The organism is Streptomyces asoensis (assembly GCF_016860545.1).
Taxonomy (GTDB): Bacteria; Actinomycetota; Actinomycetes; order Streptomycetales; family Streptomycetaceae; genus Streptomyces; species Streptomyces asoensis.
This window is the reverse complement of the sequence record NZ_BNEB01000005.1, coordinates 2,328,449-2,355,032: the sequence shown is the minus strand read 5'-3', so window position 1 is coordinate 2,355,032 and position 26,584 is coordinate 2,328,449. Positions and strand designations below refer to the sequence as shown.

Genomic DNA, 26,584 nt, shown 5'->3' with positions numbered 1-26,584 from the left:
CGCAGACCCGTCGTGTGCCGCGCGCGGAGTCCGTGCGCGTGCGTCCGCCGTCGGCCGCCCGTCGCCCGCCCGTCGCCCGTCGCCGGGCGGCGGACGGCACTCCGTGAACGCCCATCCACCGAGGTACCCCGCATGCACCCCACCCGCCGCACACCGCCCGCGCCGCCCGTTCGCAGGGCCGCCCGGTGACCGCCGCGGACCGGCCCGGTCTCGCCGACGCCACCCGCGGCCGGATCCTCTTCGGCGGCGACTACAACCCCGAGCAGTGGCCCGAGGAGACCTGGCACGAGGACGTCAGGCTGATGCGGGAGGCCGGCGTCAACTCGGTCACGCTCGGCGTCTTCTCCTGGTCCAGGCTCGAACCCGAGCCCGGAGCAAGGGAGTTCGGCTGGCTCGACACCGTGATGGACCTGATGCACGCGAACGGCGTCGGCGTCGTCCTCGCCACCCCGACGGCCGCCCCGCCCCCCTGGCTGGGCCGGCTGCACCCGGACACCCTGCCCCGCGACGAGAACGGCGACGTCGAGTGGTGGGGCGGACGCCAGCACTTCTCGCACTCCAGCGCCACCTACCGCCGGCACGCCGCCGCCATCACCGAGGACCTGGCCGCCCGCTACGGCGCCCACCCCGCCCTCACCATGTGGCACATCAACAACGAGTACTGCACGGCCGACCACGGCGACGAGGCGGCGGCCGCGTTCCGCCGCTGGCTGCGCGCGAGGTACGGCACCCTGGACGCCCTCAACAGGGCCTGGGGCACGGCCTTCTGGAGCCAGGGCTACGACAGCTGGGACGCCGTCCTGCCCGCCCGCCGCCCCCACTACCTGAAGAACCCCGCCCAGGTGCTGGACTTCCGGCGCTTCACCTCCGACGCGCTCCTGGAGTGCTACCTCGCGGAGCGCGACATCGTCACCCGGCACACCCCGCACATCCCGGTCACCACCAACTTCATGCCGCTCTTCCTCGGCCAGGACGGCTGGCGCTGGGCCGAGGAGGAGGACGTCGTCTCCGTCGACCTCTACCCGGACCCCCGTGACCCGCTGGCCGCGCAGCACGGCGCGCTGGTCCAGGACCTGACCCGGTCCCAGGCGCGCGGGCCCTGGATGCTGATGGAGCAGGCGGCCGGACCGGTCGACTGGCGCGCGGTCAACCACCCCAAGCCGCGCGGCCTCAACCGGCTCTGGTCCCTCCAGGCGGTGGCCCGCGGCGCGGACGCCGTCTGCTACTTCCAGTGGCGCCAGTCCCGGCAGGGCGCCGAGAAGTTCCACTCCGGGATGATCGGTCACGCGGGGGAGCGGGGCCGCACCTTCCAGGAGATCAAGGTCATCGGGTCCGAACTCGCCCGGATCGGCCCTGAGGTGACGGGCCGTCGCATACAAGCGGACATCGCTGTCCTGCACGACTGGCACGCCTGGTGGGCCGGCGCCCAGGGCGGCCTTCCCTCCCTGCACGTGGACCACCCGACCGTCCTGCACGCCTGGCACCGGGCCCTGTGGGAGTCGCACCTGACCACCGACTTCGCCCACCCCGAGCAGGACCTGTCCGGCTACCGGCTCGTCGTCGTCCCCCAGCTCTACGCGATGACGGACGCGGCGGTCGACAACCTCGTCGCCCACGTCCGCGGCGGCGGCACTCTCGTGGCGGGTTTCCTGACCGGTACGGCCGACGAGGACGACCGCGTCCGGCCCGGCGGGATGGACGCCCGCCTGCGCGAGCTGTTCGGCATCGACGTGCTGCACGAGCGGTGGCCGCTGGAGCCCGGGGAGAGCGCCGCGGCCGGCGCCTTCCGCGGGATCCTGTGGTCGGAGGAGCTGGAGAAGGCCGACGACGCCACGACCGAGGCCGCCTACCGGGGCGGCGAACTCGACGGACTGCCCGCCGTCCTGCGCCGGGACCGCGCCTGGTACCTGTCCACCCTCCCCGAACCCGACGCCCTGCGCGCGCTGCTGGCCCGCGTCGCGGCGGACGCGGGCGTCCGCCCGGTCGTCGAGCGACTCCCGCCGCAGGTGGAGGCCGTACGCCGGGGCGAGCTGCTCTTCCTGCTCCACCACGGCCGCGAGCCGGTGACCGTCGACCTCCCCGGCACCCAGCACGACCTGCTCACCGGGCGGACCCACACCGACCGGATCACCCTGGGCCGCCACGGCGCGGCGGTGCTGCGCCCGTGACGGCCGGCCGGACCCGCCGCCCGCGCCCGGCCGGGGACCCCCAGCGGGCGCACCGCACACACCGCACCGGAGCACCGACTTCCGCCGGCGTCGGGGGCACGACCCCGCTCGGCCCCGCCGCCGGAGAAGACCACGTCCTCACCCCGGGGACGTGGTGATCCCCCTCGACAAGACGCACTTCCCCCCACCCATGGAAGGGACACCATGGCAACACGCACCCTGAGCAGGATCGGCAAGGCCCTGCTGGCCCCCGCGCTCGCGCTCGGCGCCACCGTCGCGCTGGCCTCCGCCCCCGCCTCGGCCGCCGTATGGAGCACCTGCGACCAGTGGGGCAACACCAGCCTCAACGGCTACACGCTCTACAACAACATCTGGGGCTCCGGCGCCGGCAGCCAGTGCGTCTGGGCCAACTCCGGCACCAACTGGGGAGTCTGGGCCAACCACCCCAACACCGGAGGGATCAAGTCCTACCCGAACGCGAAGAAGGTGATCAACAAGTCGATCACCTCGCTGGGCTCCCTCTCCAGCAGCTACAACGTCACGGTCCCGTCGTCCGGCGCGTACAACACGTCGTACGACATCTGGGACACCGACTACGACTACGAGATCATGCTCTGGGTCAACAAGACCGGAGCCGTCGGCCCCCTGGGCACCTCGCAGGGGACCGTGACGCTCGGCGGCCACACCTGGACGGTCTACAAGGGAAGCAACGGCGCGAACGAGGTCTTCTCCTTCGTCCGCACCTCCAACTCGTCCTCCGGCACCGTCAACGTCCTGCCGATCCTCAAATGGATCAAGGACACCAAGGGCTGGTTCGGCAACGAGACCATCGGTGACGTGCAGTTCGGCTACGAGATCACCTCGTCCTCGGGCGGCCTGGACTTCACCACCAACAACCTGACCGTCAGCAGCAGCTGACCGTCACGCCCCTCGGGGACGGCCGCTCCCGCCCGGTGGCGGGAGCGGCCGTCCCCGGTCCGCGTCCGGGGCTACTCCGCCACCGGCAGCCGTGCCCCGTCCCGCAGGAACAGCGGCAGACGGTCCAGCGGGGCGTCCACGGTCACCACCGCGCCCCCCTCGTACGTCTCACCGGTCCAGGCGTCCGTCCAGGCGGCGCCCGCCGGGAGGTAGGCCGTGCGGGACGTGGCGCCCGCCGTCAGCACCGGGGCGACGAGCACGTCGGGGCCGAACAGGTAGGAGTCGTCCACCGACCAGGCCGCCGGGTCGTCGGGGAACTCCAGGAACAGCGGCCGCATCGGCGGCAGCCCCTCCTCGTGCGCCTCCCGCATCACCCTCAGCACGTACGGCTTGAGCCGCTCGCGCAGCCGCAGGTACTTCTCCAGGACGGCGCCCGCCTCCTCGCCGTACGACCACACCTCGTTCGGGCCGCCGGTCATGTCCGGACCGAGCGGCTTCCCCGGGTCCCGGAAGCCGTGCAGCCGCATCAGCGGGGACAGCGCGCCGAACTGGAACCAGCGCACCATCACCTCCCGGTACGCCGGGTCGTCCGGGTCGCCTCCGTGGAACCCGCCGATGTCCGTGTTCCACCACGGGATGCCCGACAGCGCGGTGTTCAGACCGGCCGCGATCTGACGGCGCAGGGTCGCGAAGTCGGTGCCGATGTCCCCCGACCACAGGGCGGCGCCGTAGCGCTGACTGCCCGCCCAGGCCGACCGGTTGAGGGTGATGATCTCCTCCTCGCCGGCCGCGCGCAGACCCTCGTGGAAGGCGCGGGAGTTGTCGGCCGGGTAGATGTTGCCGACCTCCAGACCCGGACCCGCCCAGTAGCGCAGGTTCTCCGGGAAGCCGGGCTTCAGCTCGGGCTCGCAGGCGTCCAGCCAGAACGCCGTGATGCCGTACGGCGTCACGTAGTTGTCGCGGATCCTCGACCACACGAATTCCCGCGCCTCGGGGTTGGTCGCGTCGTAGAACGCCACCTGGACGGTCGACGCCACGCCCTTGTCCGGCCAGTCGGCGTGCGCCATCGGACCGTACTGGGTGCCGATGAGGTAACCGCGCTGCTCCATCACCGGATGGTTCTCGCTCAGCGGCGACACCGACGGCCAGACGCTGACCACCAGCTTGACCCCCAGCTCCTCGAGCTCGCGGACCATGGCGGCGGGGTCGGGCCACTGCGCCGGGTCGAACTTCCACTCGCCCAGGTGCGTCCAGTGGAAGAAGTCGCAGACGATGGCGTCCAGGGGCAGTCCCCGGCGCTTGTACTCCCGTGCCACGCCCAGGAGTTCGTCCTGGGTGCGGTAGCGCAGCTTGCACTGCCAGAAGCCGGCCGCCCACTCCGGCAGCATCGGGGTACGGCCGGTCGCCGCGCTGTAGTTGCGCTGGGCCTCGGCCGGCCGGCCCGCGGTGATCCAGTAGTCGATCTGCCGGGCCGAGTCGGCGACCCAGCGGGTGCCGTTGCCGGCCAGTTCGACCCGGCCGATCGCCGGGTTGTTCCACAGCAGCGTGTAGCCCCGGCTGGAGGTGAGCACCGGGATGCCGACCTCGGCGTTGCGCTGGACCAGGTCCACCACCAGGCCCTTCTGGTCCAGCCGGCCGTGCTGGTGCTGGCCGAGGCCGTACAGCTTCTCGTCGTCGTAGGCCGCGAAGCGCTGTTCCAGACGGTGGTGGCCGTTGCCGACGGCGGTGTAGAGCCGCGGCCCCGGCCACCAGAAGTGGGCGCGCTGTTCGGCCAGGAGCTCCGAGCCGTCGTCGGTCCGCAGGAAGCGGACCATGCCCTCGGCGTCCACCTCGACGGTGAGCGCGCCGACGGTCAGCCGGCCCTCGGTGTCGGAGGTCTTGACGCTGCTGTCGGTGGCCGGCGGTTCGTCGAGCAGGGCGCCCGGAAGCCCTTCGAGGACCGGCCCGCCGAGCCGGGCGCGCACCCGGACGGCGTCGGGTCCCCACGGCTCGATCCGCAGGGTCTCCTGGCGGCCGCTCCACTCCAGGGCGCCGTCGCGCTCACGGAAGGTGCCGACCGTGGGCGACGACTGCGCGAGACTGACCTGAGGCTGGTTCTCGGCGGGCTGGTTCATGCGGAGTGCTCCTTGAAGGAGTGCAGACATGGCGGTGCCCTGGCGTCGGGCACGACAGCGGTGGAGCGGGGTGCGCGGTGCGGCGGGGGACGGAGCGGGGCGGTGCCGCGCTCCGTCCGGGGCGAGCGTCGGGGGACGGAGCGGGGCGGGGGCCGGGCTTCGTCCGGGGTGGGCGGCGGTCGGGGGCGTGTCGGGGTCAGGAGACGGTGGGCGCCGGTCCCGTGCTCGCCCGGACCGTCAACTCGGGCGCGAGCAGCACGACTTCGTCGCCGCCGTGGCCGTCGAGCTTGGCGACGAGGCGCTCCACGGCGTGCCGGCCCATGTCCTGCGCGGGGATGGCGACCGACGTCAGCCGCACCGAGGCCTGGACGGCGACCTGGTCGGGGCAGACGGCCACCACGGACACGTCCTCCGGTACCGCCCTGCCCTGCTGGCGCAGCAGCGCGAGCAGCGGCTCGACCGCCGACTCGTTCTGCACCACGAACCCGGTGGTGCCCGGGCGTTCGTCCAGGATCCGGGCGAGGGTCACGGCCATCGCGTCGTACCCGCCCTCGCACGGGCGGTGCAGCAGCCGCAGTCCCAGTTCCTTCGCCCGGGAACGCAGTCCGTCGAGGGTGCGCTCGGCGAAGCCGGTGTGCCGTTCGTAGACCGCCGGTGCCTCGCCGACGACGGCGATGTCACGGTGCCCCAGGGTCGCCAGGTGCTCCACGCAGAGCGCGCCGGTCGCCGCGAAGTCCAGGTCGACGCAGGTCAGGCCGGAGGTGTCGGCCGGCAGGCCGATCAGCACGGACGGCCGGTCGGTGGAGCGCAGCAGCGGCAGCCGCTCGTCGTCGAGTTCGACGTCCATCAGGATCATCGCGTCGGCGAGTCCGCTGCCCGTGACGCGGCGGACCGCGTCGGGCCCCTCCTCGCCGGTGAGCAGCAGGACGTCGTAGCCGTGGGTGCGGGCGGTGGTCGCCACCGCGATGGCGATCTCCATCATCACCGGCACGTAGATGTCGGTGCGCAGCGGGATCATCAGCGCGATGATGTTGGACCTGCTGCTGGCCAGCGCGCGGGCGCCCGCGTTGGGGTGGTAGCCGAGCTGCCGGATGCTCTGCTCGACCCGCTGCCGGGTGGTCGTGGAGATGGACCGCTTGCCACTGAGGACATAGCTCACCGTGCTCGCCGAGACTCCGGCGTGCTGGGCGACCTCGGCGAGGGTGACCATCCAGCTCTCCAAGTTTTGTGAAGCGCTTCGACAGTGCGCGGAACGGACAGGGGCGGGTGAGGGTGGTTCGACAGTAGCCCTAGCGGGGGTGGGTGTCCATAGGTTGTCGAAGCGCTTCGACAGGGAGTTGCGGGGGAGCCGGTGCAGAACAGTACGGCACCCGGATCCGGCCCCCGCGCCCACCACTCGTTCGGCGCAGACCGCACGGCGACGGCGGACGGCGCCCCGGCCCCGGAGCGGACGCCCGGCCCCGGCGTGAACCGGCCGTCGCGGCCGCGACGGGGCCCGGCCGGCGATGGCCGGACGCCCGCGCGTGGGGTGGCCACCTCGGCCCGGATCGGGTACCAACGATCGGGTAGCACCCATCGGTAACCAATGTGGCCCGGTATCCCGATTCGCGGCGAGGTGAGCCTCATGTCCGCACCACCCCTCAAGAAACCCACCGTCACCGAACGTGAGGCCCGCCAGGTCGCCGAGGCGGCGCGCGAGCAGGACTGGCGCAAGCCGAGCTTCGGCAAGGAACTCTTCCTCGGCCGCTTCCGGCTGGACCTCATCCATCCCCACCCGCTCCCCACCGACGAGGCCGTCCGGCGCGGTGAGCAGTTCCTGACGAAACTCCGCGACTTCTGCGAGACGAAGATCGACGCGGCCCTCATCGAGCGTGAGGCCCGGATTCCCGACGACGTCGTACGCGGGCTCAAGGAGCTCGGCGCCCTCGGCATGAAGATCGACCCCAAGTACGGCGGCCTGGGCCTCACCCAGGTGTACTACAACAAGGCCCTGGCGCTGGTGGGCTCGGCCAGCCCCGCGGTCGGCGTCCTGCTGTCGGCGCACCAGTCGATCGGCGCCCCGCAGCCGCTGAAGCTGTTCGGCACCCCCGAGCAGAAGCAGCGCTTCCTGCCGCGCTGCGCGAGCACGGACATCAGCGCCTTCCTCCTCACCGAACCGGACGTCGGCTCCGACCCGGCGCGCCTGGCCACCAGCGCGGTGCCCGACGGGGACGACTACGTGCTCGACGGGGTGAAGCTGTGGACGACCAACGGCGTCGTCGCCGACCTGCTGGTCGTGATGGCCCGGGTGCCCAAGAGCGAGGGCCACAAGGGCGGCATCACGGCGTTCGTCGTGGAGGCCGGCTCGCCCGGCATCACCGTCGAGAACCGCAACGCCTTCATGGGCCTGCGCGGCATCGAGAACGGCGTCACCCGCTTCCACCAGGTGCGGGTCCCGGCCGCGAACCGGGTCGGCCCCGAGGGCGCCGGTCTGAAGATCGCCCTGACCACCCTGAACACGGGACGCCTCTCGCTGCCCGCGTCCTGCGTGGCGGCCGGCAAGTGGTCCCTGAAGATCGCCCGCGAGTGGTCGGCGGCGCGTGAGCAGTGGGGCCGGCCGATCGCCCACCACGAGGCGGTCGGCGCGAAGATCAGCTTCATCGCGGCCACCACCTTCGCGCTGGAGGCGGTGCTGGACCTCTCCTCGCAGATGGCGGACGAGGACCGCAACGACATCCGCATCGAGGGTGCGCTCGCCAAGCTCATCGCCTCCGAGCTGGGCTGGCGCATGGCCGACGAGCTGGTCCAGATCCGCGGCGGCCGCGGCTTCGAGACGGCGGCCTCGCTGGCCGCCCGCGGGGAGAAGGCGGTCCCCGCCGAGCAGGTCCTGCGCGACCTGCGGATCAACCGCATCTTCGAGGGCTCGACGGAGATCATGCACCTCCTGATCGCCCGCGAGGCCGTGGACGCCCACCTCACGGTCGCCGGCGACCTCATCGACCCCGACAAGTCCCTCCAGGACAAGGCGAGGGCGGGCGCCAACGCGGGCGTCTTCTACGCCAAGTGGCTGCCGAAACTCGTCGCCGGACCGGGCCAGCTGCCCTCGTCGTACACCGAGTTCAAGCGGGGCGTCGACCTCTCCCCGCATCTGCGGTTCGTCGAGCGGCACTCGCGCAAGCTCGCCCGCTCCACGTTCTACGCCATGTCCCGCTGGCAGGGCCGGATGGAGACCAAGCAGGCCTTCCTCGGCCGGATCGTCGACATCGGCGCGGAGCTGTTCGCGATGAGCGCGGCCTGTGTGCGGGCCGAGCTGCTGCGGGCGCGCGGTGAGAACGGCCGGGAGGCCTACCAGCTCGCCGACGCCTTCTGCCGCCAGTCCCGCCTGCGCGTCGACGAGCTCTTCACACGGCTGTGGAGCAACACCGACGACGTGGACCGCAAGGTCGTCAAGGGGGTGATGTCCGGCACCTACGAGTGGCTGGAGCAGGGCATCGTCGACCCGTCGGGCGACGGCCCCTGGATCGCCGACACCACCCCGGGACCGAGCGAGCGCGAGAACGTCCACCGCCCGATCAGGTGAGGCCTCGCACGCCTGTCCACCGGGTGCCCCCCGCCCCGAACCCCTCATGAGGGGGACGAGCGGGGGGCACCCTGTCCTGCCAGGCCCCCGGTACCGCAACAATGGGGGGATGAGCGACAGTCCAGCCCCCCTCGCCGACCCGCACCTCGTCCACGATCCGGTCGCGGGCGACGGCCCGAAGGACGTGGTGATCCTCGGCTCCACCGGTTCGATCGGCACCCAGGCCATCGACCTCGTGCTGCGCAACCCGGACCGTTTCCGGGTGACCGGCCTGTCCGCCAACGGCGGCCGGGTCGCCCTTCTCGCCGAACAGGCCCGCAGGCTGAGGGTGCGGACCGTCGCGGTCGCCCGCGAGGACGTGGTGCCCGCGCTGCGCGAGGCTCTCGCCACCGAGTACGGCACGGGGGAGCCGCTCCCCGAGATCCTCGCGGGACCCGAGGCCGCCACCGAGCTCGCCGCCTCCGACTGCCACACCGTCCTGAACGGCATCACGGGCTCCATCGGCCTCGCGCCGACCCTCGCCGCCCTGGAGGCGGGCCGCGCCCTCGCGCTCGCCAACAAGGAGTCGCTCATCGTCGGCGGTCCGCTCGTGAAGGCGCTCGCCGGGCCCGGACAGATCATCCCGGTCGACTCCGAGCACGCGGCGCTCTTCCAGGCCCTCGCCGCGGGCACGCGCGCGGAGGTCCGCAAGCTGGTCGTCACCGCCTCCGGCGGTCCGTTCCGGGGCCGCACCAAGCAGCAGCTGGCCGACGTGACGGTCGAGGACGCCCTCGCCCACCCGACCTGGTCCATGGGCCCGGTGATCACCATCAACTCCGCGACCCTGGTCAACAAGGGCCTGGAGGTGATCGAGGCGCACCTGCTCTACGACATTCCCTTCGACCGCATTGAGGTGGTCGTGCATCCCCAGTCGTATGTCCACTCGATGGTGGAGTTCACGGACGGATCGACGCTGGCCCAGGCGACGCCCCCCGACATGCGGGGGCCGATCGCCATAGGTCTCGGCTGGCCGCGGCGCGTCCCCGACGCGGCGCCCGCCTTCGACTGGAGCACGGCGTCGACCTGGGAGTTCTTCCCGCTCGACAACGAGGCCTTCCCCTCGGTGAACCTCGCGCGGCACGTGGGCGAGCTCGCGGGCACAGCCCCGGCGGTGTTCAATGCCGCCAACGAGGAGTGCGTGGAGGCGTTCCGCAAGGGCGCGCTGCCGTTCAACGGGATCATGGAGACCGTCACCCGGGTCGTGCGCGAGCACGGCACGCCGGCGACGGGAACTTCACTCACCGTGTCGGACGTCCTCGAAGCGGAGACCTGGGCACGGGCCCGGTCCCGGGAACTGACGGCTACCGCGGAGGCGCGTGCATGACAGCCCTGATGATGATCCTCGGCATAGTCGTCTTCGCGGTCGGCCTGCTCTTCTCGATCGCCTGGCACGAGCTGGGGCACCTCTCCACGGCCAAGATGTTCGGCATCCGCGTCCCGCAGTACATGGTGGGCTTCGGCCCGACCGTGTTCTCCCGCAGGAAGGGCGAGACCGAGTACGGCTTCAAGGCGATCCCCTTCGGCGGCTACATCCGCATGATCGGCATGTTCCCGCCCGGCGACGACGGCCGGATCAGCGCCCGCTCCACCTCCCCCTGGCGCGGCATGATCGAGGACGCCCGCTCGGCCGCCTACGAGGAGCTCCAGCCGGGCGACGAGTCGCGCATGTTCTACACGCGCAAGCCGTGGAAGCGCGTCATCGTGATGTTCGCGGGCCCCTTCATGAACCTGGTGCTCGCGGTGGGTCTGTTCCTCACGGTGCTGATGGGCTTCGGCATCCAGCAGCAGACCACCACCGTCAGCTCCGTCTCCCCGTGCGTCATCGCGCAGAGCCAGAACCGCGACGCGTGCAAGCCGACCGACCCGGCCTCCCCGGCCGCGGCCGCCGGCATGAAGCCGGGCGACGAGATCGTCTCCTTCGCGGGCCGGCGCACCGACGACTGGAACACGCTCTCGGACCTGATCCGGGTCAGCGCGGGCAAGGAGGTCGCCATCGTCGTCGACCGCGGCGGCAAGGAAGTGACCCTGCACGCGAAGATCGCCACCAACCAGGTCGCCAAGAAGGACTCCGACGGGACCTACGTCCAGGGCGAGTACATCAAGGCCGGCTTCCTCGGCTTCAGCGCGGCCACCGGCGTCGTCAAGCAGGACTTCGGCGACTCCGTGTCCTGGATGACCGACCGGGTGGGCGAGGCCGTCGACTCCATCGCCGCCCTGCCCGGCAAGATCCCGGCCCTGTGGAACGCGGCCTTCGACGGCGCCCCCCGCGAGCCCGACTCGCCCATGGGCGTGGTCGGCGCGGCCCGGGTCGGCGGCGAGATCTTCACCCTGGACATCCCGGCCTCGCAGCAGCTCGCCATGGCCGTGATGCTGGTCGCGGGCTTCAACCTCTCGCTGTTCCTCTTCAACATGCTCCCGCTGCTGCCGCTCGACGGCGGACACATCGCGGGCGCCCTGTGGGAGTCGCTGCGCCGCAATCTCGCCAAGGTCCTGCGCCGGCCCGACCCGGGTCCGTTCGACGTGGCGAAGCTGATGCCGGTGGCGTACGTGGTCGCGGGCATCTTCATCTGCTTCACGGTGCTCGTCCTGATCGCCGACGTGGTGAACCCGGTGAAGATCTCCTAGGCGGTCCGGCCGGCCCCCGGTCCGCGCGGTCCCCGACGGCCCGGCACCTCCCTGGTGCCGGGCCGTTCCGCGTCCCGGCACGGCCGCCGTCCGGCGCGCGGGTTTACGGCGGTGGAGGTCCCCCCGCCGAGTGGTTCGAGGCGGGGGAGTGCTCGGGCCGGTGGCGGTGCCGTAATCTCGAAGTCTGGAACCCGCCTCCGACGGGACCTGGGCCTTGATCCACGACTTGGGGTTGCACAGCAGATGACTGCGATTTCTCTCGGCATGCCGTCCGTTCCGACCAAGCTCGCCGAGCGCCGCAAGAGCCGGCAGATCCAGGTGGGGTCCGTCGCGGTCGGTGGGGACGCCCCGGTGTCGGTGCAGTCGATGACGACGACGCGTACGTCGGACATCGGTGCCACGTTGCAGCAGATCGCTGAGCTGACGGCGTCGGGCTGCCAGATCGTGCGGGTGGCGTGTCCGACGCAGGACGACGCGGACGCGTTGGCGACGATCGCCCGTAAGTCGCAGATCCCGGTGATCGCGGACATCCACTTCCAGCCGAAGTACGTGTTCGCGGCGATCGAGGCGGGGTGTGCCGCGGTGCGGGTGAACCCGGGCAACATCAAGCAGTTCGACGACAAGGTCAAGGAGATCGCGCAGGCGGCGAGGGAGCACGGCACGCCGATCCGGATCGGGGTGAACGCCGGTTCGCTGGACCGGCGCCTTCTCCAGAAGTACGGCAGGGCGACTCCGGAGGCTCTGGTGGAGAGCGCGCTGTGGGAGGCGTCGCTGTTCGAGGAGCACGGTTTCCGTGACATCAAGATCTCGGTGAAGCACAACGATCCGGTGATCATGATCGAGGCGTACCGTCAGCTGGCGGCGCAGAGCGATTATCCGCTGCACCTGGGGGTGACGGAGGCGGGGCCTGCGTTCCAGGGGACGATCAAGTCGGCGGTGGCGTTCGGTGCGCTGCTCTCGCAGGGGATCGGTGACACGATCCGGGTCTCACTGTCGGCTCCTCCGGTGGAGGAGGTCAAGGTCGGCAACCAGATCCTGGAGTCGTTGAATCTGAGGCAGCGGGGTCTGGAGATCGTGTCGTGTCCGTCGTGCGGGCGGGCGCAGGTGGATGTGTACAAGCTGGCCGAGGAGGTCACGGCGGGTCTGACGGGGATGGAGGTCCCGTTGCGGGTCGCGGTGATGGGCTGTGTCGTCAACGGGCCGGGTGAGGCGCGTGAGGCGGACCTGGGTGTGGCTTCCGGCAACGGCAAGGGGCAGATCTTCGTGAAGGGCGAGGTCATCAAGACCGTTCCCGAGTCGAAGATCGTCGAGACCCTCATCGAGGAAGCCATGAAACTGGCCGAACAGATGGAAGAGGCGGGCATCGCCTCGGGCGAACCGTCCGTCTCCGTCGCGGGCTGACCCACCCCGGACGCGACGTCCGTAGCGGACGGGCCGGCTGCCCCCGGCCCGTCCGGCGTGCAAGGACGAGGCCGTTCAGGCCGACAGCGGGGGGCCGGGGGGCGGCAGCCCCCGGTGGACGGCACGACAAGCCCACGGTCACCGCCGACGAACGCAGCCTGAACACGGGTCGGCACGCCAAAGCTTCCGCAGGTACAGTGCGGGGACCAGCAGACCTGAGTGTGAGGCCCCGCGCGTGTTGACCCAGACCACCTCCCGGGTCCTCGAACCGAGCGACCTGGACGCCGCGCTCGCCGTCCTCGACCGCGAGCCGGTCGCCAACGCCTTCGTCACGTCCCGCGTCCAGGTCGCCGGCCTGGACCCCTGGCGTCTCGGCGGCGAGATGTGGGGCTGGTACGAGGACGGCATGCTGACGTCCCTGTGCTACGCGGGCGCCAACCTCGTCCCGATCTGCGCCACCCCCCGCGCCGTACGCGCCTTCGCCGACCGCGCCCGCCGCGCGGGGCGCCGCTGCTCCTCGATCGTGGGCCCGGCCGAACCGACGACCCAGCTCTGGCGCCTCCTCGAACCCCACTGGGGCCCGGCCCGCGAGGTCCGCGCCCGCCAGCCCCTGATGGTCACCGACCGCATGCCGGCGGACATCGCCCCGGACCCCTACGTCCGCCGCATCCGCAAGGACGAGATGGACACGATCATGCCGGCGTGCGTGGCGATGTTCACCGAGGAGGTCGGCGTCTCCCCGATGGCCGGCGACGGCGGCCTGCTCTACCAGGCCCGGGTCGCCGAACTCGTCGGCTCCGGCCGCTCGTTCGCCCGCCTCGACGAACACGGCAGGGTCGTCTTCAAGGCGGAGATCGGCGCGGCGACCTCCGACGCCTGCCAGATCCAGGGCGTGTGGGTGGCCCCCGAGTACCGGGGTCAGGGACTGGCGGCCCCCGGCATGGCCGCGGTCCTGCGCTACGCCCTGGCCGACGTGGCCCCGGTGGTCAGCCTCTACGTGAACGACTTCAACACCGCGGCCCGGCGCACCTACGGCAGGGTGGGCTTCCAGGAGGTCGGCGCCTTCACCAGCGTGCTCTTCTGACGCACCTGTAGGCTCCCCGCCATGGACCTCGTGATCGGCCCCTTGGACCTCCCCGCCCATGTGGACGAGGCCCTGGCCGTCCAAGCGACCGCCTTCGGACTGGGCCCCGACGAGGTGGCCGTGCGCAGGCAGATCGTCCTGCGGCACATGACCCACCCGGGGGCGCGGGCCTTCGGCGCGACCGTCGGGGAACGGCTCGTCGGCTTCGTCTACGGGATGCCCAACGACCGCACCCACTGGTGGTCGACCGTCGTCCAGCCCTACCTGCGGGCCCAGGGCAACGAACAGTGGCTGGACGACTCCTTCGTGATCACCGAACTGCACGTCCACCCCGCGTACCAGAACCGCGGCGGCGGCCGGGCCCTGATCACCACGATCACCGACACCGCCACCGAGCCGCGCTCGATCCTCTCCGCGATCGACACCGAGAGCCCCGCCCGCGCCCTCTACCGCTCCCTGGGCTACCAGGACCTGGCCCGCAGAGTGCTGTTCCCCAGCGCGCCCCGCCCGTACGCGGTGATGGGCGCCCCGCTGCCGCTCCTTCGCGCATAACGGATTTCCGGCCCGCCGCGTCCCCGGCTAACCTCCTAGCCATTACCCTCCCCACGCCCGGCTCCGCGCGGGCGGGGGGACCCCCATCGGCAGGAGTACGAGAACCATGGCGAACGCACCGGTCCAGCGCATGTCCCAGTTGATGGCGAAGACGCTGCGCGACGACCCGGCGGACGCGGAGGTCCTCAGCCACAAGCTCCTCGTCCGGGCCGGCTACGTCCGCCGTACCGCCGCCGGCATCTGGTCCTGGCTGCCGCTCGGCAAGAAGGTCCTCGCCAACGTGGAGCGCATCGTCCGCGAGGAGATGGACGCCATCGGCGCCCAGGAGGTCAGCCTCCCCGCCCTGCTGCCCCGCGAGCCCTACGAGGCGACCGGCCGCTGGGAGGAGTACGGCCCGGAGCTGTTCCGCCTCCAGGACCGCAGGGGCGGCGACTACCTGCTCGGCCCGACGCACGAGGAGATCTTCACGCTGATCGTGAAGGACCAGGCGTCCTCCTACAAGGACCTGCCGGTCATCCTCTACCAGATCCAGACGAAGTTCCGCGACGAGGCCCGTCCCCGGGCCGGCATCCTGCGCGGCCGTGAGTTCCTCATGAAGGACTCGTACTCCTTCGACACCGAGGACGAGGGCCTGGCCCGCTCGTACGCCCTGCACCGCCAGGCCTACCAGAAGGTGTTCGAGCGCCTCGGCCTCGACTACCGCATCTGCGCCGCCACCGCGGGCGCGATGGGCGGCTCGAAGTCGGAGGAGTTCCTCGCGCCGGCCGGCGCCGGCGAGGACACCTTCGCCGACTGTCCCCACTGCGACTTCGCGGCCAACACCGAGGCGATCACCTACGAGCTGAAGCCGGTGGACGCCGACGGCGTGCCCGCGCTCGAGGAGATCCCCACCCCGGACACCCCGACCATCGAGACCCTCGCCGCCCACCTCGGCGTCCCGGCCTCGGCCACCCTGAAGAACCTGCTCGTCAAGGTCGACGGCGAGATCGTCGCCGTGGGCGTTCCCGGCGACCGCGAGGTCGACCTGGACAAGGTCGAGGCGCACTTCGCCCCGGCCGCCGTCGAACTGGTCACCGCCGAGGACTTCGTCGGCCGCCCCGACCTGGTGCGCGGCTACGTCGGCCCGCAGGGCCTGGAGAAGGTCACCTACATCGCCGACCCGCGCGTGGCCCCCGGCACCGCCTGGATCACCGGCGCCAACAAGGAGGGCCTGCACGCGAAGAACGTCGTCGCGGGCCGTGACTTCGAGGTCGGCGCGTACGTCGACGTCGTGGTCGTCCAGGAGGGCGACCCCTGCCCGAAGTGCGGCACCGGCCTCCACCTCGACCGCGCCATCGAGATCGGCCACATCTTCCAGCTGGGCCGCAAGTACGCCGACGCCCTCAAGCTCGACGTCCTCGGCCAGAACGGCAAGCCGGTCCGCGTGACCATGGGCTCCTACGGCATCGGCGTCTCCCGCGCCGTCGCCGCCCTCGCCGAGCAGACCGCCGACGAGAAGGGCCTGTGCTGGCCCGCCGAGGTCGCCCCCGCCGACGTGCACGTCGTCGCCGCGGGCAAGGCCCTCCAGACGGAGCTGGCGCTGGACGTCTCCGAGCGGCTGCGCGAGGCCGGTCTGCGCGTCCTGGTCGACGACCGGGCCGGTGTCTCCCCGGGCGTGAAGTTCACCGACTCCGAGCTGATGGGCGTGCCGAAGATCCTGGTGGCGGGCCGCCGTGCCGCGGAGGGCGTCCTGGAGCTGAAGGACCGCAGGACCGGTGAGCGCGAGGAGCTCACCGTCGACGAGGCGATCGCCCGCCTGACCGCGTGACCGCGTGACCGCGTGACCGCGTGACCGCCTGACCGCGTGACGTAAAGCGACGTCTCAGAGAGTTCTACCGCGGCTCACAGCCGTCTCGCAGACCGCTCTCAGACCGTTCCCCGACCGTAGGACGTGACAGCACGTCACTGCGGAGGGGAACGGTCATGGCGATCAGGGAAGAGGAACGGGGGGCCGCGGCAGCGGTCCGCAGAGGTGCGCGCCGGACGGCCGCCCTCGCGGCGGCGGTGACGCTGGCCGCCGCGGCCGGGGTGTTCGCCCTGATCGGCTCCTTTCAGGCCGACGCCGGCACGACGGCGAGCGGCACCGACACCAGCAGCGTCTCCGGCCCGGACACCGGCGCGGGTTCCGCCGCGGCGGACGGCGACAGCACGGACTCCACCACGGCCGGCACCACCGGTGGCGGCACGGACTCCTCGTCGAGCGGCTCGTCCTCCTCGGACGGCGCGGCCTCCTCCTCGGGCGGCGGGCTCACGGCCTCCTCCGGCGGTTCCGCCGACGCCACCTCGGGGGCGTCGTGATGAGCGCCCGCACAGGATCCCGCACCGCGGCCGCCGCGCAGTGGCGGGCGCTCGGCACCACCGTCCGCCTGGTCGTCACCGACCCGGCCCTGCTGGGGTCGTGCGACCTCCTGCTCGCCCGCTATCTCGCCGAGGTCGACGCGGCATGCAGCCGCGTCCGCGACGACTCCGAACTGGCCGCCCTCGACGCCGCCGCCGGCCGTCCCGTCCGGGTCAGCCCGCTGCTCGCCGAGGCCCTCGACGTGGCCCTGCGCGCGGCCCGGACGACCGACGGGGCGGTGGATCCCACCGTCGGCTCCGCCCTCGACGCCCTCGGCTACGACCGGGACTTCACCCTCGTCCGCGAGGACGACCGCCCGGTCCGGCTCACCGTCCGGCGTGCCGCGGGCTGGCGCACCGTGCATCTGGACCGCGCGACCCGCACGGTCACCGTCCCCGAGGGCGTCCGTCTCGATCTGGGCGCCACCGCCAAGGCCTGGGCCGCCGACCGGGCCGCGCGGACCCTGGCCGCGGCCGCGGGCTGCGGAGTCCTGGTGAGCCTGGGAGGCGACACGGCCGTCGCCGGGGAACCCCCGGCGGACGGCTGGCGGATCCGCGTCCAGGACGTCACCGGCTCCGTCGACGGGACACCCCCCGACGGCCCCCACGCCCTGGTCGGCCTGCGCGGCGGCGGCCTCGCCACGTCGGGCACGACCGCCCGGCGCTGGCGGCGGGGCGGCCACGACCTGCACCACATCGTCGACCCGCGCACCGGCCTGCCGGTCAGGTCCCCCTGGCGCACAGTGTCGGTGGCCGCCGCGACCTGCGCCGACGCCAACGCGCAGAGCACGGCCGCCCTGGTGAGGGGCGCGGGCGCGGAACGCCGGCTGGCGCGCAGGGGACTGCCCGCCCGGCTGGTGGCGCAGGACGGCACCGTGGTCACCACCCCGGGCTGGCCCGCCTCGCCCGTCCTGACGCGGGGAGCGGCCGCGTGACCTCCGAGACCCTCTGGTACGCCGGCCGGGCCACCGGCGCCGTCTGCCTCGTCCTGTTCACGGTCGTCGTGCTGCTCGGTGTCGCGGTGCGGCTGAAGGCCCGGCTGCCCGGCCTGCCACGGTTCGGCACGCTGGGCCTGCACCGCGCGCTGTCCCTCTCCGCGACAGGCTTCCTGGCCCTGCACGTCGCCACCGCGGTCGTGGACGGCTACGTCGCCATCGCGGCCGTGGACGTGCTCGTCCCCTTCGCCGGCGCCTACCGGCCCCTGTGGCTCGGCCTCGGCACGGTCGCCCTGGACCTCCTGCTCGCCGTCCTGGTCACCAGCCTCCTCAGACGACGTCTCGGCCGCCGCGCCTGGCGGGCCGTCCACCTGCTCGCCTACGCCTGCTGGCCGGTCGCGCTCGTGCACGGGATCGGCATCGGCACGGACACCGGTGCCGACTGGATGACCTGGCTGACCGCCGGGTGCGTGGCCGCGGCGCTCGCCGCCTTCGCCGCCCGCCTCGCCCACGCCCTCCGAGCCGGCCGCCGCACCCCGGCCGCCCTGCTGCGCACCGCCGAAGGAGCCCGACCGTGACCGAGACCCTCCCGGACCTCTTCATGCCCCCGCGGCTGTTCGCGCCCGGCGCCGCCCCGGCCGGGCTCGCCGCCCACCACCGGCGCCACGGCGCCCTGCCCGCCGACGACCCGGAGAGCCTGCTGCGGGCGGTCACCGGGTCCGGCCTCACCGGGCGCGGCGGCGCCGGGTTCCCGACCTGGCGCAAGCTCGTCGCCGTCACCGAGGCCGGCCGGCGCACCGGCCGCGCGCCCGTCGTCGTGGCCAACGGCGCCGAGGGCGAACCGGCGAGCCGCAAGGACCGGACCCTGCTGCGCCTGTCGCCGCACCTGGTCCTGGACGGGCTCCAGCTGGCGGCTCGCACGGTCGGCGCGGGGGAGGCGTACCTCGCCGTGGCGGACGGGGCCACCTGGCTGGAAACCGCTGTCGCCGAGCGGACCGGGGACCAGCTGCCGGTGAAGGTCGTGCGGGTGCCCGGGTCGTTCCTCGCGGGCCAGTCCTCGGCCCTGGCCCGCCTCCTGTCCGGCGGCGCCGCCCTGCCCACCCACCAGCGGCCGCCGGTCCGTGAGCGGGGGACCCACGGGGCCCCGACCCTCGTGCAGAACGTCGAGACCCTGGCCCACCTGGCACTGGTCGCCCGCTACGGCGCCGACTGGTACCGCACGGCCGGCACGGCGGCCCAGCCCGGCAGCGTGCTGTGCACGGTCCACGCGGGAGGCGGTGAACCACGGGTCGTGGAGGCGCCCTACGGACTGTCCCTCGCCCGGCTGCTGCCCCTGGAGGGCGTCCGGGCGGTGCTGGTGGGCGGCTACCACGGCACCTGGGTCCCGGCTCGTGAGGCCGCCCAACTCACCCTGGAAGCAAGCTACTTGGGCGCGGGTGTCGTCGCCGCGCTGCCCATGGACCGCTGTGGGCCCGCCGAGACCGCCCGCGTCCTGCGCTACCTCGCCCTGAGATCGGCCGGCCAGTGCGGCCCCTGTCTCAACGGGCTGCCGCGCATCGCCGCGGCCTTCCGCGTCCTCGCCGCTCCCGGCCCCCAGGGAACGGTCCGCGCCGACCTGGCCCGCTGGTCGGGTCTCGTCGAGGGGCGGGGCGCCTGCCACCACCCCGACGGCACCGTCCGGCTGGTCCGCAGTGCCCTGACGACCTTCGCGGACGAGATCGACGCACACGCCCGGGGCCGGTGCACCGGCACCGCCCCGACCCCCCTGCTGCCCGTCCCCGAGGAGCGGAACTGACATGGACCGGCCCGAGCAGCACCTCGAGATCGACTGGACCGCCTGCCGGGGCCACGGCCTCTGCGCGGACTTCCTCCCCGAGCACATCACCCTCGACGTGTGGGGATATCCCCTGGTCGGCGGCGCCCCGGTCCCCGCGGGCACCGTGCGACGGGCCCGGCGGGCAGCCGCCGACTGCCCGGCCCTCGCCCTGACGCTCACTCAGGGAGGGGCGGACCGACGGGGGGTGGAGTGATCAGCAGACCTCGGCCGCGAGGACGCCGTGGGGTGCGAGTTCGCGGGGGAGTTCGACCCGCATACCGCAGAAGCACCAGAGCAGGCTGCCCCGTGAGGCGGGGGCGCCGAGGTCGACCATCAGAATGTCGCGAACTTCCCGGAGCACGTCACTCAGCTGGAAGCCTCTGGCTACGCGGATACTGACCTCATCCGGATCCCAGACCGCAATGTTGGGCAGGTTGTCCGTTAATGAAATGTGGATGCACACAACTGTCTCCCCAGGGATGCACAACGACACGAGTGATCCGCTCCGGGAGGCCAGCGGCTGACTGATGGTAGCCCTGGCGGCTGTGACTAGGGGGAGATTCGGTCATATTCATTCGTACGGTGCGGACCGCCTTGTGTGCCCACCGGGAGAGGGCCTCGCGGTCCCCGGTCCGCGGCGGCACCGCTGACCTCAGGTGATGCGGCTGACCTGCAACATCGCCTCGGCGTCCTTCAGCAGAGCCCGCTGACGTGCCTCCGGCAATTGCCGGTACAGCTTCAGGAGCCGCGCCTCCCGCTCGTCGCCGCTCGGCCCGGGAGCGGGGCGGCCGACCGCCTCGAAGAACTCCCGCGGGGTCGTGGTCACGCCCCACTGCCGAAATACGTCCACCATGGCCCGCAGCTTCTCCGGGTCGATGCGCGACGTGCCGCGCGTGCGGTTCATCCAGGCGTTCAGCGTCGGATACGAGATGCCGGCCGCCGAGGCGAGGTCCTTCTGGGTCTTTCCGGGGGCCTGCGCCAGCAGGCGTTCCAGCAGAACCGCCAGGTCCACGCCCTGGCGTGCCTCGTCGTCGGCGGGTGCTGGGTCTCCTGGGGGGCTCTGCTGCTTCGTCACGACTCAGAGGATCGGTCATCGCTATCTACAAGCGCAAGTAGATCGCAGACCGCCGGTCAGGCCTTTCGGTGCACGCCGGAGCATTGTGCGGGTGGTGGCTCGAACCTGCGCCCCCGTGCTCCCCTGCGGCGAACCCCACCCGCATCTTGCGCTCCGTGCATAACTTGACACTGTATGCATCTACGTGAAGACTGTAGATAGGCCCGGCGCCCCGCACCTCGGGGCCGTGGTGCCCCAGCCCCCGGTATGGATCACCCTGCTCCGCCATGGAGCGGGGCGGCTGTTCGTTCACCGCGGGAATCTACATCTACAAGCATATTGAAGATGCGGAAGCCCTTCGCTCCGCACCCCGCACGACGTCGACGGGAGTACCCACCGTGTCCGCACCGAACAACGTCACGTCCGCTCCGGACGGCCCGGAACCCGAGCTGATCACCCGGGCCCGCGCGGGCGACAGGGAGGCGTTCGCCACCCTCTATTACGAGCACTACCGCCTCGTGTACAGCTTCCTGCTCGTCCGTACCCGCAACAGACACCTGGCCGAGGACCTGACCCAGGAGGTGTTCACCCGCGCGCTGCGCCGCATCGAGGGCTACGTCTGGCAGGGCACGGCGTTCGCCGCCTGGCTGATCACCATCGCGAAGAACCTCCACCTGGACGAACTCGGCCGCGGACGCACCCGGCTGGAGACCCCCGTGGCCGAGTTCCTCGACCCGCAGTCCTGCGGCCGAGGCCCGGAGTCGCTCACCCTGCGCGAGCTGGAGGCCGTCGAGGCGCACGAAACGGTCCGCACCGTCCTGCACACGCTCAGCGCCGAACAGCGCCACTGCGTCCAGCTGCGCTACCTCGACGAACTCACCCCGCAGGAGACGGCCCGGGCCATGGGCCGCAGCGTCGGCGCGGTCAAGGCGCTGACCCACCGGGCCCTCCAGAAGCTGCGCTGGACGGCCGGGGCGGTGGCGGTGTGAACGGCAACGTCCCGCATGCCGCGCGCGTGATCCGCACCGTGCTGGCGACCGTCCGCTCCGAACAGGCGGCGGCCGTCGCGCACGCCCTGGACTCGGCCCGGCTCCTCGTCGATCCCGAGCGTTCCTTCGGCGTGGTGCTGTACCGGACACCGGACGGCGGCTGGTCCCGCACCGCACGGCCGGTCACCGAACTCGAGCGGCAGGCCCTCGGCTGGGACGCCTCCTGCGCACGGGCCCGCCATGTCGCGAGTGCCGTCGAACGGCACCTGGACACCCACCCGGGACCGCACGCCGTACGCGTCGAGGGCGACCGGGTGCGGGTCGTGCTCCGCGTCGACGGCCCCGGCCAATGGGCGCGCTGGCGCTCCTACTTCGGCGTCACGAGTGTCGGCGAGCGCACCGAGCCGCACACCCTGACGGGCGAGGGGGAACGCGACGGCGTCCGCGTGACGGTGGTGGCCCGCACCGCCGTCGCACCGCCCCCGCCCCCGGACCCGGCCGACCCGGCGGGCTCGGCGCACACGGAAGCGGCGGACCACCGGCGCTACCGGATCGGCGAGACGCTGTACGACCTGGCCGCGCCGATGCGCGACGTCTACGGCGGCATCTGGTACTTCGAGGGCCGCCGCAACGGTGACGGCATGCCGCTGATGGCCCTCGACGGCCGGCCCGAGCGGTGCTCCCTCGCCAACGTGGCCGTCTACCTGGGGCCGTTGTCACCGGTGCGGCCCGGCCACGACGTCACGGCGAGCGGGCCGACGGGTGTCCCCGCAGCTTCACCGGCGCCGTCGGATGCGGTGACGCCGTCGGACGCGGTCACGCCGTCGGACGTGGTGGTGCCCTGGACCCGGCGGGCCGGCCCGGTGCCGCACGTCCTGCCGTCCGCGGTCCCGCCGCTGTCGGCGGCCGCCCCGGGCGCGTGGGCGCCGGCGCAGGATCCGCACACCGCCGTCGCGTCGGACGGCCCCGGACCGTGGGCGAACCTGGACGTGTCGGAGACGGGCGGACCGCTGACGTACGGGCCGCGGACGGGCGGGTCGCCCGACCTGCCGCGACCGCGGGCGACACAGGACCCGCGCGACCTGCGGACGGTTCCGGAACCGCCGGAACCGGAGCACGCGCGGGCGCCCGAGCCGATGCCGGAGCAGGCACGGGACCACCGTCGGGCGCGGGAGCCTGAACCGGTGGCGGCCTGGGGACCGGCCGAGGCGCCGGGAGCGCCGGGAGCGCCGGGACCGGTGGGACCGGCGGCCCCGACGGAGCCGGCCCTGCCGGTGGAGCCGTCGTACCGGCCGGACCGTGGCGAGCCGTTCGGGCCGCTCGTACCGGCGGTGCCGACGGCCGGTCCCGCGGGGCCCGTCCGATGAGCGCCGGTCGGTCGAGGGGGCCGACCGGCGCCGCGGGAGCGGGGGACGGGGGGAGCAGGGCATGGGAGGCGAGCGCCGCCTGCCGGCTCCAGGACGCGGACCTGTGGTTCTCCCGCCGGTCCTCGTCCCGCGCCGTGGCCGTCTGCGCGGCCTGTCCGGTCCTGGCCCAGTGCAGGGCCGCCGTCCTCACCCGCGAGAAGGGACTGCCCGAGTGTCACCGGGACGGTGTCATCGCCGGTCTGACCGGCCCTCAGCGATACGCCCTGGAACACCAGGCCGACGGGGCATGGGCAGAGCCCGCCGCCGTGCCCGGTCCGCCCCGCGCCCCGGCCCCCGCACCCCGGGGACGGCCCGCGCCGTGCGGCACACGGGCGGCCTACCAGCGGCACCTGCGCCTGCGGGAGCCCGTCGACGAGGCCTGCCGGCTCGCCAACGCGCGCAGCGCCGGCCGGTATCGCCGCACCGGCACCACCCGGGCCCTGGACGCCACCGCCGGGGACCCGGCCGCCGGGGGCACCACGGTCCCGCCGCCGAGCCGCATGCCCCCGGTCGCCGAGGACCCACCGCCACCGCGGCCGCCCGCGGACCGCGGCACCGCGCACGCCCCGCCCGGCTCGACGGGCGAACCGAGGCCGTCCCTCGTCCGGGCGGGGGCGGCAGCAGGGGCGCAGGCCCGCGACCGGCTGTGGAGCACCGCCGGCAGACCTGCCCGTCAGCCCCGGACGTGACCGCCCGCCCACCGCCACCGGAGGACCCCATGTCCGCACCCCCCACGGGCGGCCCGCCCGAAGAGAGCGCGTCCGACGGCCCGCGCGCCCGCCGCGCCCGAGCCGCCCGCACGGGCGTCCTGCGCCGCCTCCTGCGGCCGCGCGACCGCACCGTCCGGCCGCAGACCGCCCCACGGCACGACACCGCCCCGGACCTGGACGACTGCCGCCGGGAACTGGCCCGCTGGCAGCGCCACGCCGACTCCTTCGAACGGGAACTGACCCGCGTCTCCTTCGAACGCGCGCACCTCCTGGCCTGGCTGGCGGCGCTGCACCCGTCGAGCGCGGTCGTCGCCCCGGCCGCCGGCGCCGGACCGGACGGCACGCACCTGCTCCGACTGGTCGCGGGGGGACGGCAGTTGTCCTGGCGCCTCCCGCCCCGGGACATCCCGCTGTTCGCCCACGTCCCGTACACGGAACGGGCGACCGGACACCTCTCGCGCGACGGCCCCGCGGCCGCGGAGCAGGCCGCCCACATCCGCAGCCACACCCGTCTGCTCGCGCTCGAGGGAACCCTGTTCGCCGCCCCCGCTCCCGCCCGCGGACGGCCGCAGGCGGGGCCGGCCGAGCACTGACACCGGTCGGGGCGGGCTCCGCGGCCCGTCCCGCGAGACTCCGGCCGGCAGGCTCGGGAGGCACGTCGGCCGGATCCACAGCGCTCCCCTGCGGGGGGATCACGAGCAGGGGAGCGCTGTCCCGCCGGCCCGCTACAGCCAGGAGGCGAACTCCAGCAGCAGTTCCGCGTCACGGGTCCGGCCTACCCGGTGGGCGCGCACTCCCGACTCCACGGCGCGGAAGAGCGTCCAGGCGCCCAACCGCTCCTGGTCCAGTTCCAGCGACTCCGCGAGCCGCTTCACCCGGCGCCGGACCGTCGCCGCCCCGGACGGCGAGGCGATCAGGTCCTCCACCCGGTCGCGGACCAGCCGGGCGAGGTCGAAGGCGCACTCGCCGACCACCGGATCCGGTCCCACCGCCAGCCACGGCATCCGCTCACCGGCCAGCACCTTGCTCTGGCGGAACGTGCCGTGCAGCAGCCGGTGCTCGGGCGGCGCCGTCAGCAGCTGCGCACGGGCGGCGAGCGCCGCGTCCACCAGACCGGCCACCTCGGGCCGCGCCCCGGCGCCGGCCCGCATCGCCGCCGCCTGCCGCTCCGTCCTGTCGGCCACCGACTCGAAGGAGTGGCCCGCAGGCGGCTCCACCCACAGCCGCCTCAGCGTCCCGGCCGCCTCCAGCAGGGCCTTCGCCTCCGCCAGCGACCGCACCGACACGTCGGGGTGCAGCCGCTCCAGCAGCAGCGCCCCCTCGGTCCGCGGCCCTTCCAGCAACTGGACGGCGCCCAGGCCGCCCCAGTGCGCCAGCGCGGCCCGCTCGGCCTCGGGCCGGAACCGCGGCGGCGCCAGTTTCAGCACGGCCGGCGTCCCGTCCGCCCGGCGCACGAGCACGACCAGACTGCTGCGGCCACCCGGCACCTGGACCCGGTCGACCGTCGACTCGCTCAGCGCCACGGCCTGCCGGGCCGCCTCCGGCAGCTTCTCCAGCCAGCCGTCACCGTCCGGTGCCGTCTCGCCGAGCGCCCTGACCAGACGCTGCGGCGGTTCGAAAGCCATGCGCGAGTCGTTCCCTTCGATCATCGGGTCAGGCGGCCGGTGTCCCCGCGGGGGCTGCCGCCGCCGTCGGCGTGGCCTGCGCCGGCGCGGACGCCGCACCCGTGGCCGGATCCGTACCGGCCCGCTCGGCGAGACCAGGGAAGGCTACGCTCCCGCCGCGCCAGCGCACCGCACGGACCGCGGCCTCCCGCAGCGCGGCCGCGGCCTCCCGCCGCCGTGCGCCCCCGGCTGCCCGCACCAGGTCGGAGTACACCCCCGCCACGCGTTCCTCCAGCTCGGCGGCGAGCCCGACCGCCGTCACCGGGTCCGTCACCGGGAACGGCAGCGCGTAACCGGCGCTCGCCGCGACCGGTTCGGCCCCGAGGTCGCGCACACCGCGCGCCAGCGCGTCCCGGCGGGCCCGGTGCGCGTCGTACGCGGAGCGGGCCTCGGCGCGCCGCGCCTCGCCGATCCGCCCGCCGACCACCCCGTACCCGTACACGGCGGCGTGCTCGGCGGCCAGCGCCGCCTGGAGCGCCGTCACCTCGGCGTCGTCCGTGGCCCGGGTCGTCGCCCCGCTCATCACGAGCCCTCCGTCAGCAGATAGGCGTGGGCCGCGCCGGCCGCCGCCACCGAGGCCAGCAGCCGGGCCAGTTCACCGGGCACGTCCAGCAGCTCCGCCGCCCGGCGGTCGGCGAGGGCCCGCTCGGCGGCGGCCAGTTCGGTGAGGGCGGCGGTGTCGGTCACGGGCACGGCGGCCGCCCCGGCCGAGGCCGTGGCCGAAGCGCCGACGGACGTCGGGTCGGCCGGGGGAGGCACGGCGGAGGCCGTGGAAGAGGATGGGGGAGATCCCGTGGTGGAACCGGGACCGGAACCGGAGGCCGAGGGGGACGCCTTGCCCGTGCCCCCGAACGCCTCGACGTGCCGTAGGACCTCCGCCCGCAGCGGCTCCAGCCGCCCCGCCAGCGCCGGACGGGCGGCGAGGACGGCGTCGTAGCGCGCCACCAGCGCGCCGCTGTCCCGTGCCGCACGCGCGCGTGCCCGCTCGGTGACCGACGGACTGCCGCTCGCACGCTCCTCGCCCTCCCGCGGGCCGGACGAGCAGCCCACGAGCAGCGCGGCCCCCGCGGCCGACGCGAGCAGGGATCTTCTGCGCGGCCCCGCAGGGGCGCGCGAGGAAAGGGGCAACGGCACGGCAGACGTCCTCGGGGAACTCGTACGGAATTGGCGTCAC

25 protein-coding genes are annotated in these 26,584 nt (G+C 73.5%); 18 read left to right on the top strand and 7 right to left on the bottom strand.

What is annotated here, in order from left to right:
* Positions 1–185 precede the first annotated feature (185 nt).
* Together Saso_RS33005 and Saso_RS33000 are read left to right on the top strand one after the other, a co-directional pair.
* Positions 186–2,168: a beta-galactosidase gene (locus Saso_RS33005; protein WP_189926496.1), complete on the top strand. Its 1,983-nt coding sequence runs from the start codon at positions 186–188 to the stop codon at positions 2,166–2,168.
* 204 nt (positions 2,169–2,372) lie between these two features.
* Positions 2,373–3,086, top strand: coding sequence for a glycoside hydrolase family 12 protein (locus Saso_RS33000; RefSeq protein WP_189926494.1), 714 nt, complete (start codon positions 2,373–2,375; stop codon positions 3,084–3,086).
* A gap of 71 nt (positions 3,087–3,157) precedes the next feature.
* On the opposite strand, the gene Saso_RS32995 is transcribed toward Saso_RS33000, so the two are convergent.
* Positions 3,158–5,200 (bottom strand): glycoside hydrolase family 31 protein, encoded by a 2,043-nt coding sequence (locus Saso_RS32995; protein ID WP_189926492.1) that lies wholly within the window; start codon positions 5,198–5,200, stop codon positions 3,158–3,160.
* A gap of 196 nt (positions 5,201–5,396) precedes the next feature.
* A complete protein-coding gene (locus Saso_RS32990) occupies positions 5,397–6,410 on the bottom strand; it encodes a LacI family DNA-binding transcriptional regulator (RefSeq protein WP_189926490.1) in 1,014 nt (337 codons plus the stop codon).
* A gap of 414 nt (positions 6,411–6,824) precedes the next feature.
* Between Saso_RS32990 and Saso_RS32985 the strand changes: the two genes are divergently transcribed.
* The 12 genes from Saso_RS32985 (at position 6,825) to Saso_RS32930 (ending at position 19,801) form a co-directional block, all read left to right on the top strand.
* On the top strand, positions 6,825–8,759 hold the full coding sequence (locus tag Saso_RS32985) for an acyl-CoA dehydrogenase family protein (protein WP_189926488.1): 1,935 nt from the start codon (positions 6,825–6,827) through the stop codon (positions 8,757–8,759).
* Between the two features lie 109 nt (positions 8,760–8,868).
* Positions 8,869–10,122 (top strand): 1-deoxy-D-xylulose-5-phosphate reductoisomerase, encoded by a 1,254-nt coding sequence (gene dxr, locus Saso_RS32980; RefSeq protein WP_189926486.1) that lies wholly within the window; start codon positions 8,869–8,871, stop codon positions 10,120–10,122.
* Complete coding sequence (locus Saso_RS32975; protein WP_189926484.1) at positions 10,119–11,423, top strand: M50 family metallopeptidase; 1,305 nt, start codon at positions 10,119–10,121, stop codon at positions 11,421–11,423. The genes dxr and Saso_RS32975 overlap by 4 nt, the downstream gene beginning before the upstream one ends.
* Before the next feature lie 243 nt (positions 11,424–11,666).
* Complete coding sequence (gene ispG, locus Saso_RS32970) at positions 11,667–12,824, top strand: flavodoxin-dependent (E)-4-hydroxy-3-methylbut-2-enyl-diphosphate synthase (RefSeq protein ID WP_203833573.1); 1,158 nt, start codon at positions 11,667–11,669, stop codon at positions 12,822–12,824.
* A 235-nt stretch (positions 12,825–13,059) separates the two neighbouring features.
* Complete coding sequence (locus Saso_RS32965) at positions 13,060–13,908, top strand: GNAT family N-acetyltransferase (protein WP_189928651.1); 849 nt, start codon at positions 13,060–13,062, stop codon at positions 13,906–13,908.
* A 21-nt stretch (positions 13,909–13,929) separates the two neighbouring features.
* Positions 13,930–14,460, top strand: coding sequence for a GNAT family N-acetyltransferase (locus Saso_RS38990; protein ID WP_189928650.1), 531 nt, complete (start codon positions 13,930–13,932; stop codon positions 14,458–14,460).
* Positions 14,461–14,566: 106 nt separating this feature from the next.
* Complete coding sequence (locus tag Saso_RS32955; RefSeq protein ID WP_189928649.1) at positions 14,567–16,267, top strand: proline--tRNA ligase; 1,701 nt, start codon at positions 14,567–14,569, stop codon at positions 16,265–16,267.
* 155 nt (positions 16,268–16,422) lie between these two features.
* Complete coding sequence (locus tag Saso_RS32950) at positions 16,423–16,797, top strand: hypothetical protein (RefSeq protein WP_189928648.1); 375 nt, start codon at positions 16,423–16,425, stop codon at positions 16,795–16,797.
* The gene (locus Saso_RS32945; protein WP_189928647.1) at positions 16,797–17,771 is read left to right on the top strand and encodes an FAD:protein FMN transferase; all 975 of its coding nucleotides are present in this window, start codon (positions 16,797–16,799) and stop codon (positions 17,769–17,771) included. Before Saso_RS32950 ends, Saso_RS32945 begins: the two co-directional genes overlap by 1 nt.
* Positions 17,768–18,349 (top strand): ferric reductase-like transmembrane domain-containing protein, encoded by a 582-nt coding sequence (locus Saso_RS32940; RefSeq protein WP_189928646.1) that lies wholly within the window; start codon positions 17,768–17,770, stop codon positions 18,347–18,349. The genes Saso_RS32945 and Saso_RS32940 overlap by 4 nt, the downstream gene beginning before the upstream one ends.
* Positions 18,346–19,566 carry an NADH-ubiquinone oxidoreductase-F iron-sulfur binding region domain-containing protein gene (locus tag Saso_RS32935; protein ID WP_189928645.1) on the top strand — a complete coding sequence of 407 codons (1,221 nt, stop codon included), beginning with the start codon at positions 18,346–18,348 and terminating at the stop codon, positions 19,564–19,566. Before Saso_RS32940 ends, Saso_RS32935 begins: the two co-directional genes overlap by 4 nt.
* A gap of 1 nt (position 19,567) precedes the next feature.
* Complete coding sequence (locus Saso_RS32930) at positions 19,568–19,801, top strand: ferredoxin (RefSeq protein WP_189928644.1); 234 nt, start codon at positions 19,568–19,570, stop codon at positions 19,799–19,801.
* Here the strand turns inward: Saso_RS32930 and Saso_RS38550 are convergent, their stop codons facing one another.
* The gene (locus Saso_RS38550; protein ID WP_229901624.1) at positions 19,802–19,948 is read right to left on the bottom strand and encodes a hypothetical protein; all 147 of its coding nucleotides are present in this window, start codon (positions 19,946–19,948) and stop codon (positions 19,802–19,804) included. It abuts the gene before it with no gap.
* 291 nt (positions 19,949–20,239) lie between these two features.
* On the bottom strand, positions 20,240–20,662 hold the full coding sequence (locus Saso_RS32920) for a helix-turn-helix domain-containing protein (protein WP_189928642.1): 423 nt from the start codon (positions 20,660–20,662) through the stop codon (positions 20,240–20,242).
* A 377-nt stretch (positions 20,663–21,039) separates the two neighbouring features.
* Between Saso_RS32920 and Saso_RS32915 the strand changes: the two genes are divergently transcribed.
* The 4 genes from Saso_RS32915 to Saso_RS32900 are packed head-to-tail and all read left to right on the top strand — an operon-like array spanning position 21,040 to position 24,339.
* Positions 21,040–21,630 (top strand): RNA polymerase sigma factor, encoded by a 591-nt coding sequence (locus Saso_RS32915; protein ID WP_189928641.1) that lies wholly within the window; start codon positions 21,040–21,042, stop codon positions 21,628–21,630.
* A complete protein-coding gene (locus Saso_RS32910; RefSeq protein WP_229901623.1) occupies positions 21,627–22,997 on the top strand; it encodes a BN159_2729 family protein in 1,371 nt (456 codons plus the stop codon). The genes Saso_RS32915 and Saso_RS32910 overlap by 4 nt, the downstream gene beginning before the upstream one ends.
* Positions 22,994–23,725: a WhiB family transcriptional regulator gene (locus tag Saso_RS32905; RefSeq protein ID WP_189928640.1), complete on the top strand. Its 732-nt coding sequence runs from the start codon at positions 22,994–22,996 to the stop codon at positions 23,723–23,725. The genes Saso_RS32910 and Saso_RS32905 overlap by 4 nt, the downstream gene beginning before the upstream one ends.
* A gap of 29 nt (positions 23,726–23,754) precedes the next feature.
* Positions 23,755–24,339, top strand: coding sequence for a hypothetical protein (locus tag Saso_RS32900; RefSeq protein WP_229901622.1), 585 nt, complete (start codon positions 23,755–23,757; stop codon positions 24,337–24,339).
* A gap of 132 nt (positions 24,340–24,471) precedes the next feature.
* Here Saso_RS32900 and Saso_RS32895 read toward each other — a convergent pair whose 3' ends face one another.
* The 3 genes from Saso_RS32895 to Saso_RS32885 are packed head-to-tail and all read right to left on the bottom strand — an operon-like array spanning position 24,472 to position 26,544.
* A complete protein-coding gene (locus Saso_RS32895; RefSeq protein ID WP_189928639.1) occupies positions 24,472–25,371 on the bottom strand; it encodes an aminoglycoside phosphotransferase family protein in 900 nt (299 codons plus the stop codon).
* A gap of 28 nt (positions 25,372–25,399) precedes the next feature.
* On the bottom strand, positions 25,400–25,933 hold the full coding sequence (locus tag Saso_RS32890) for a ferritin-like domain-containing protein (RefSeq protein WP_189928638.1): 534 nt from the start codon (positions 25,931–25,933) through the stop codon (positions 25,400–25,402).
* On the bottom strand, positions 25,933–26,544 hold the full coding sequence (locus tag Saso_RS32885; protein WP_189928637.1) for a hypothetical protein: 612 nt from the start codon (positions 26,542–26,544) through the stop codon (positions 25,933–25,935). The genes Saso_RS32890 and Saso_RS32885 overlap by 1 nt, the downstream gene beginning before the upstream one ends.
* Positions 26,545–26,584 lie beyond the last annotated feature (40 nt).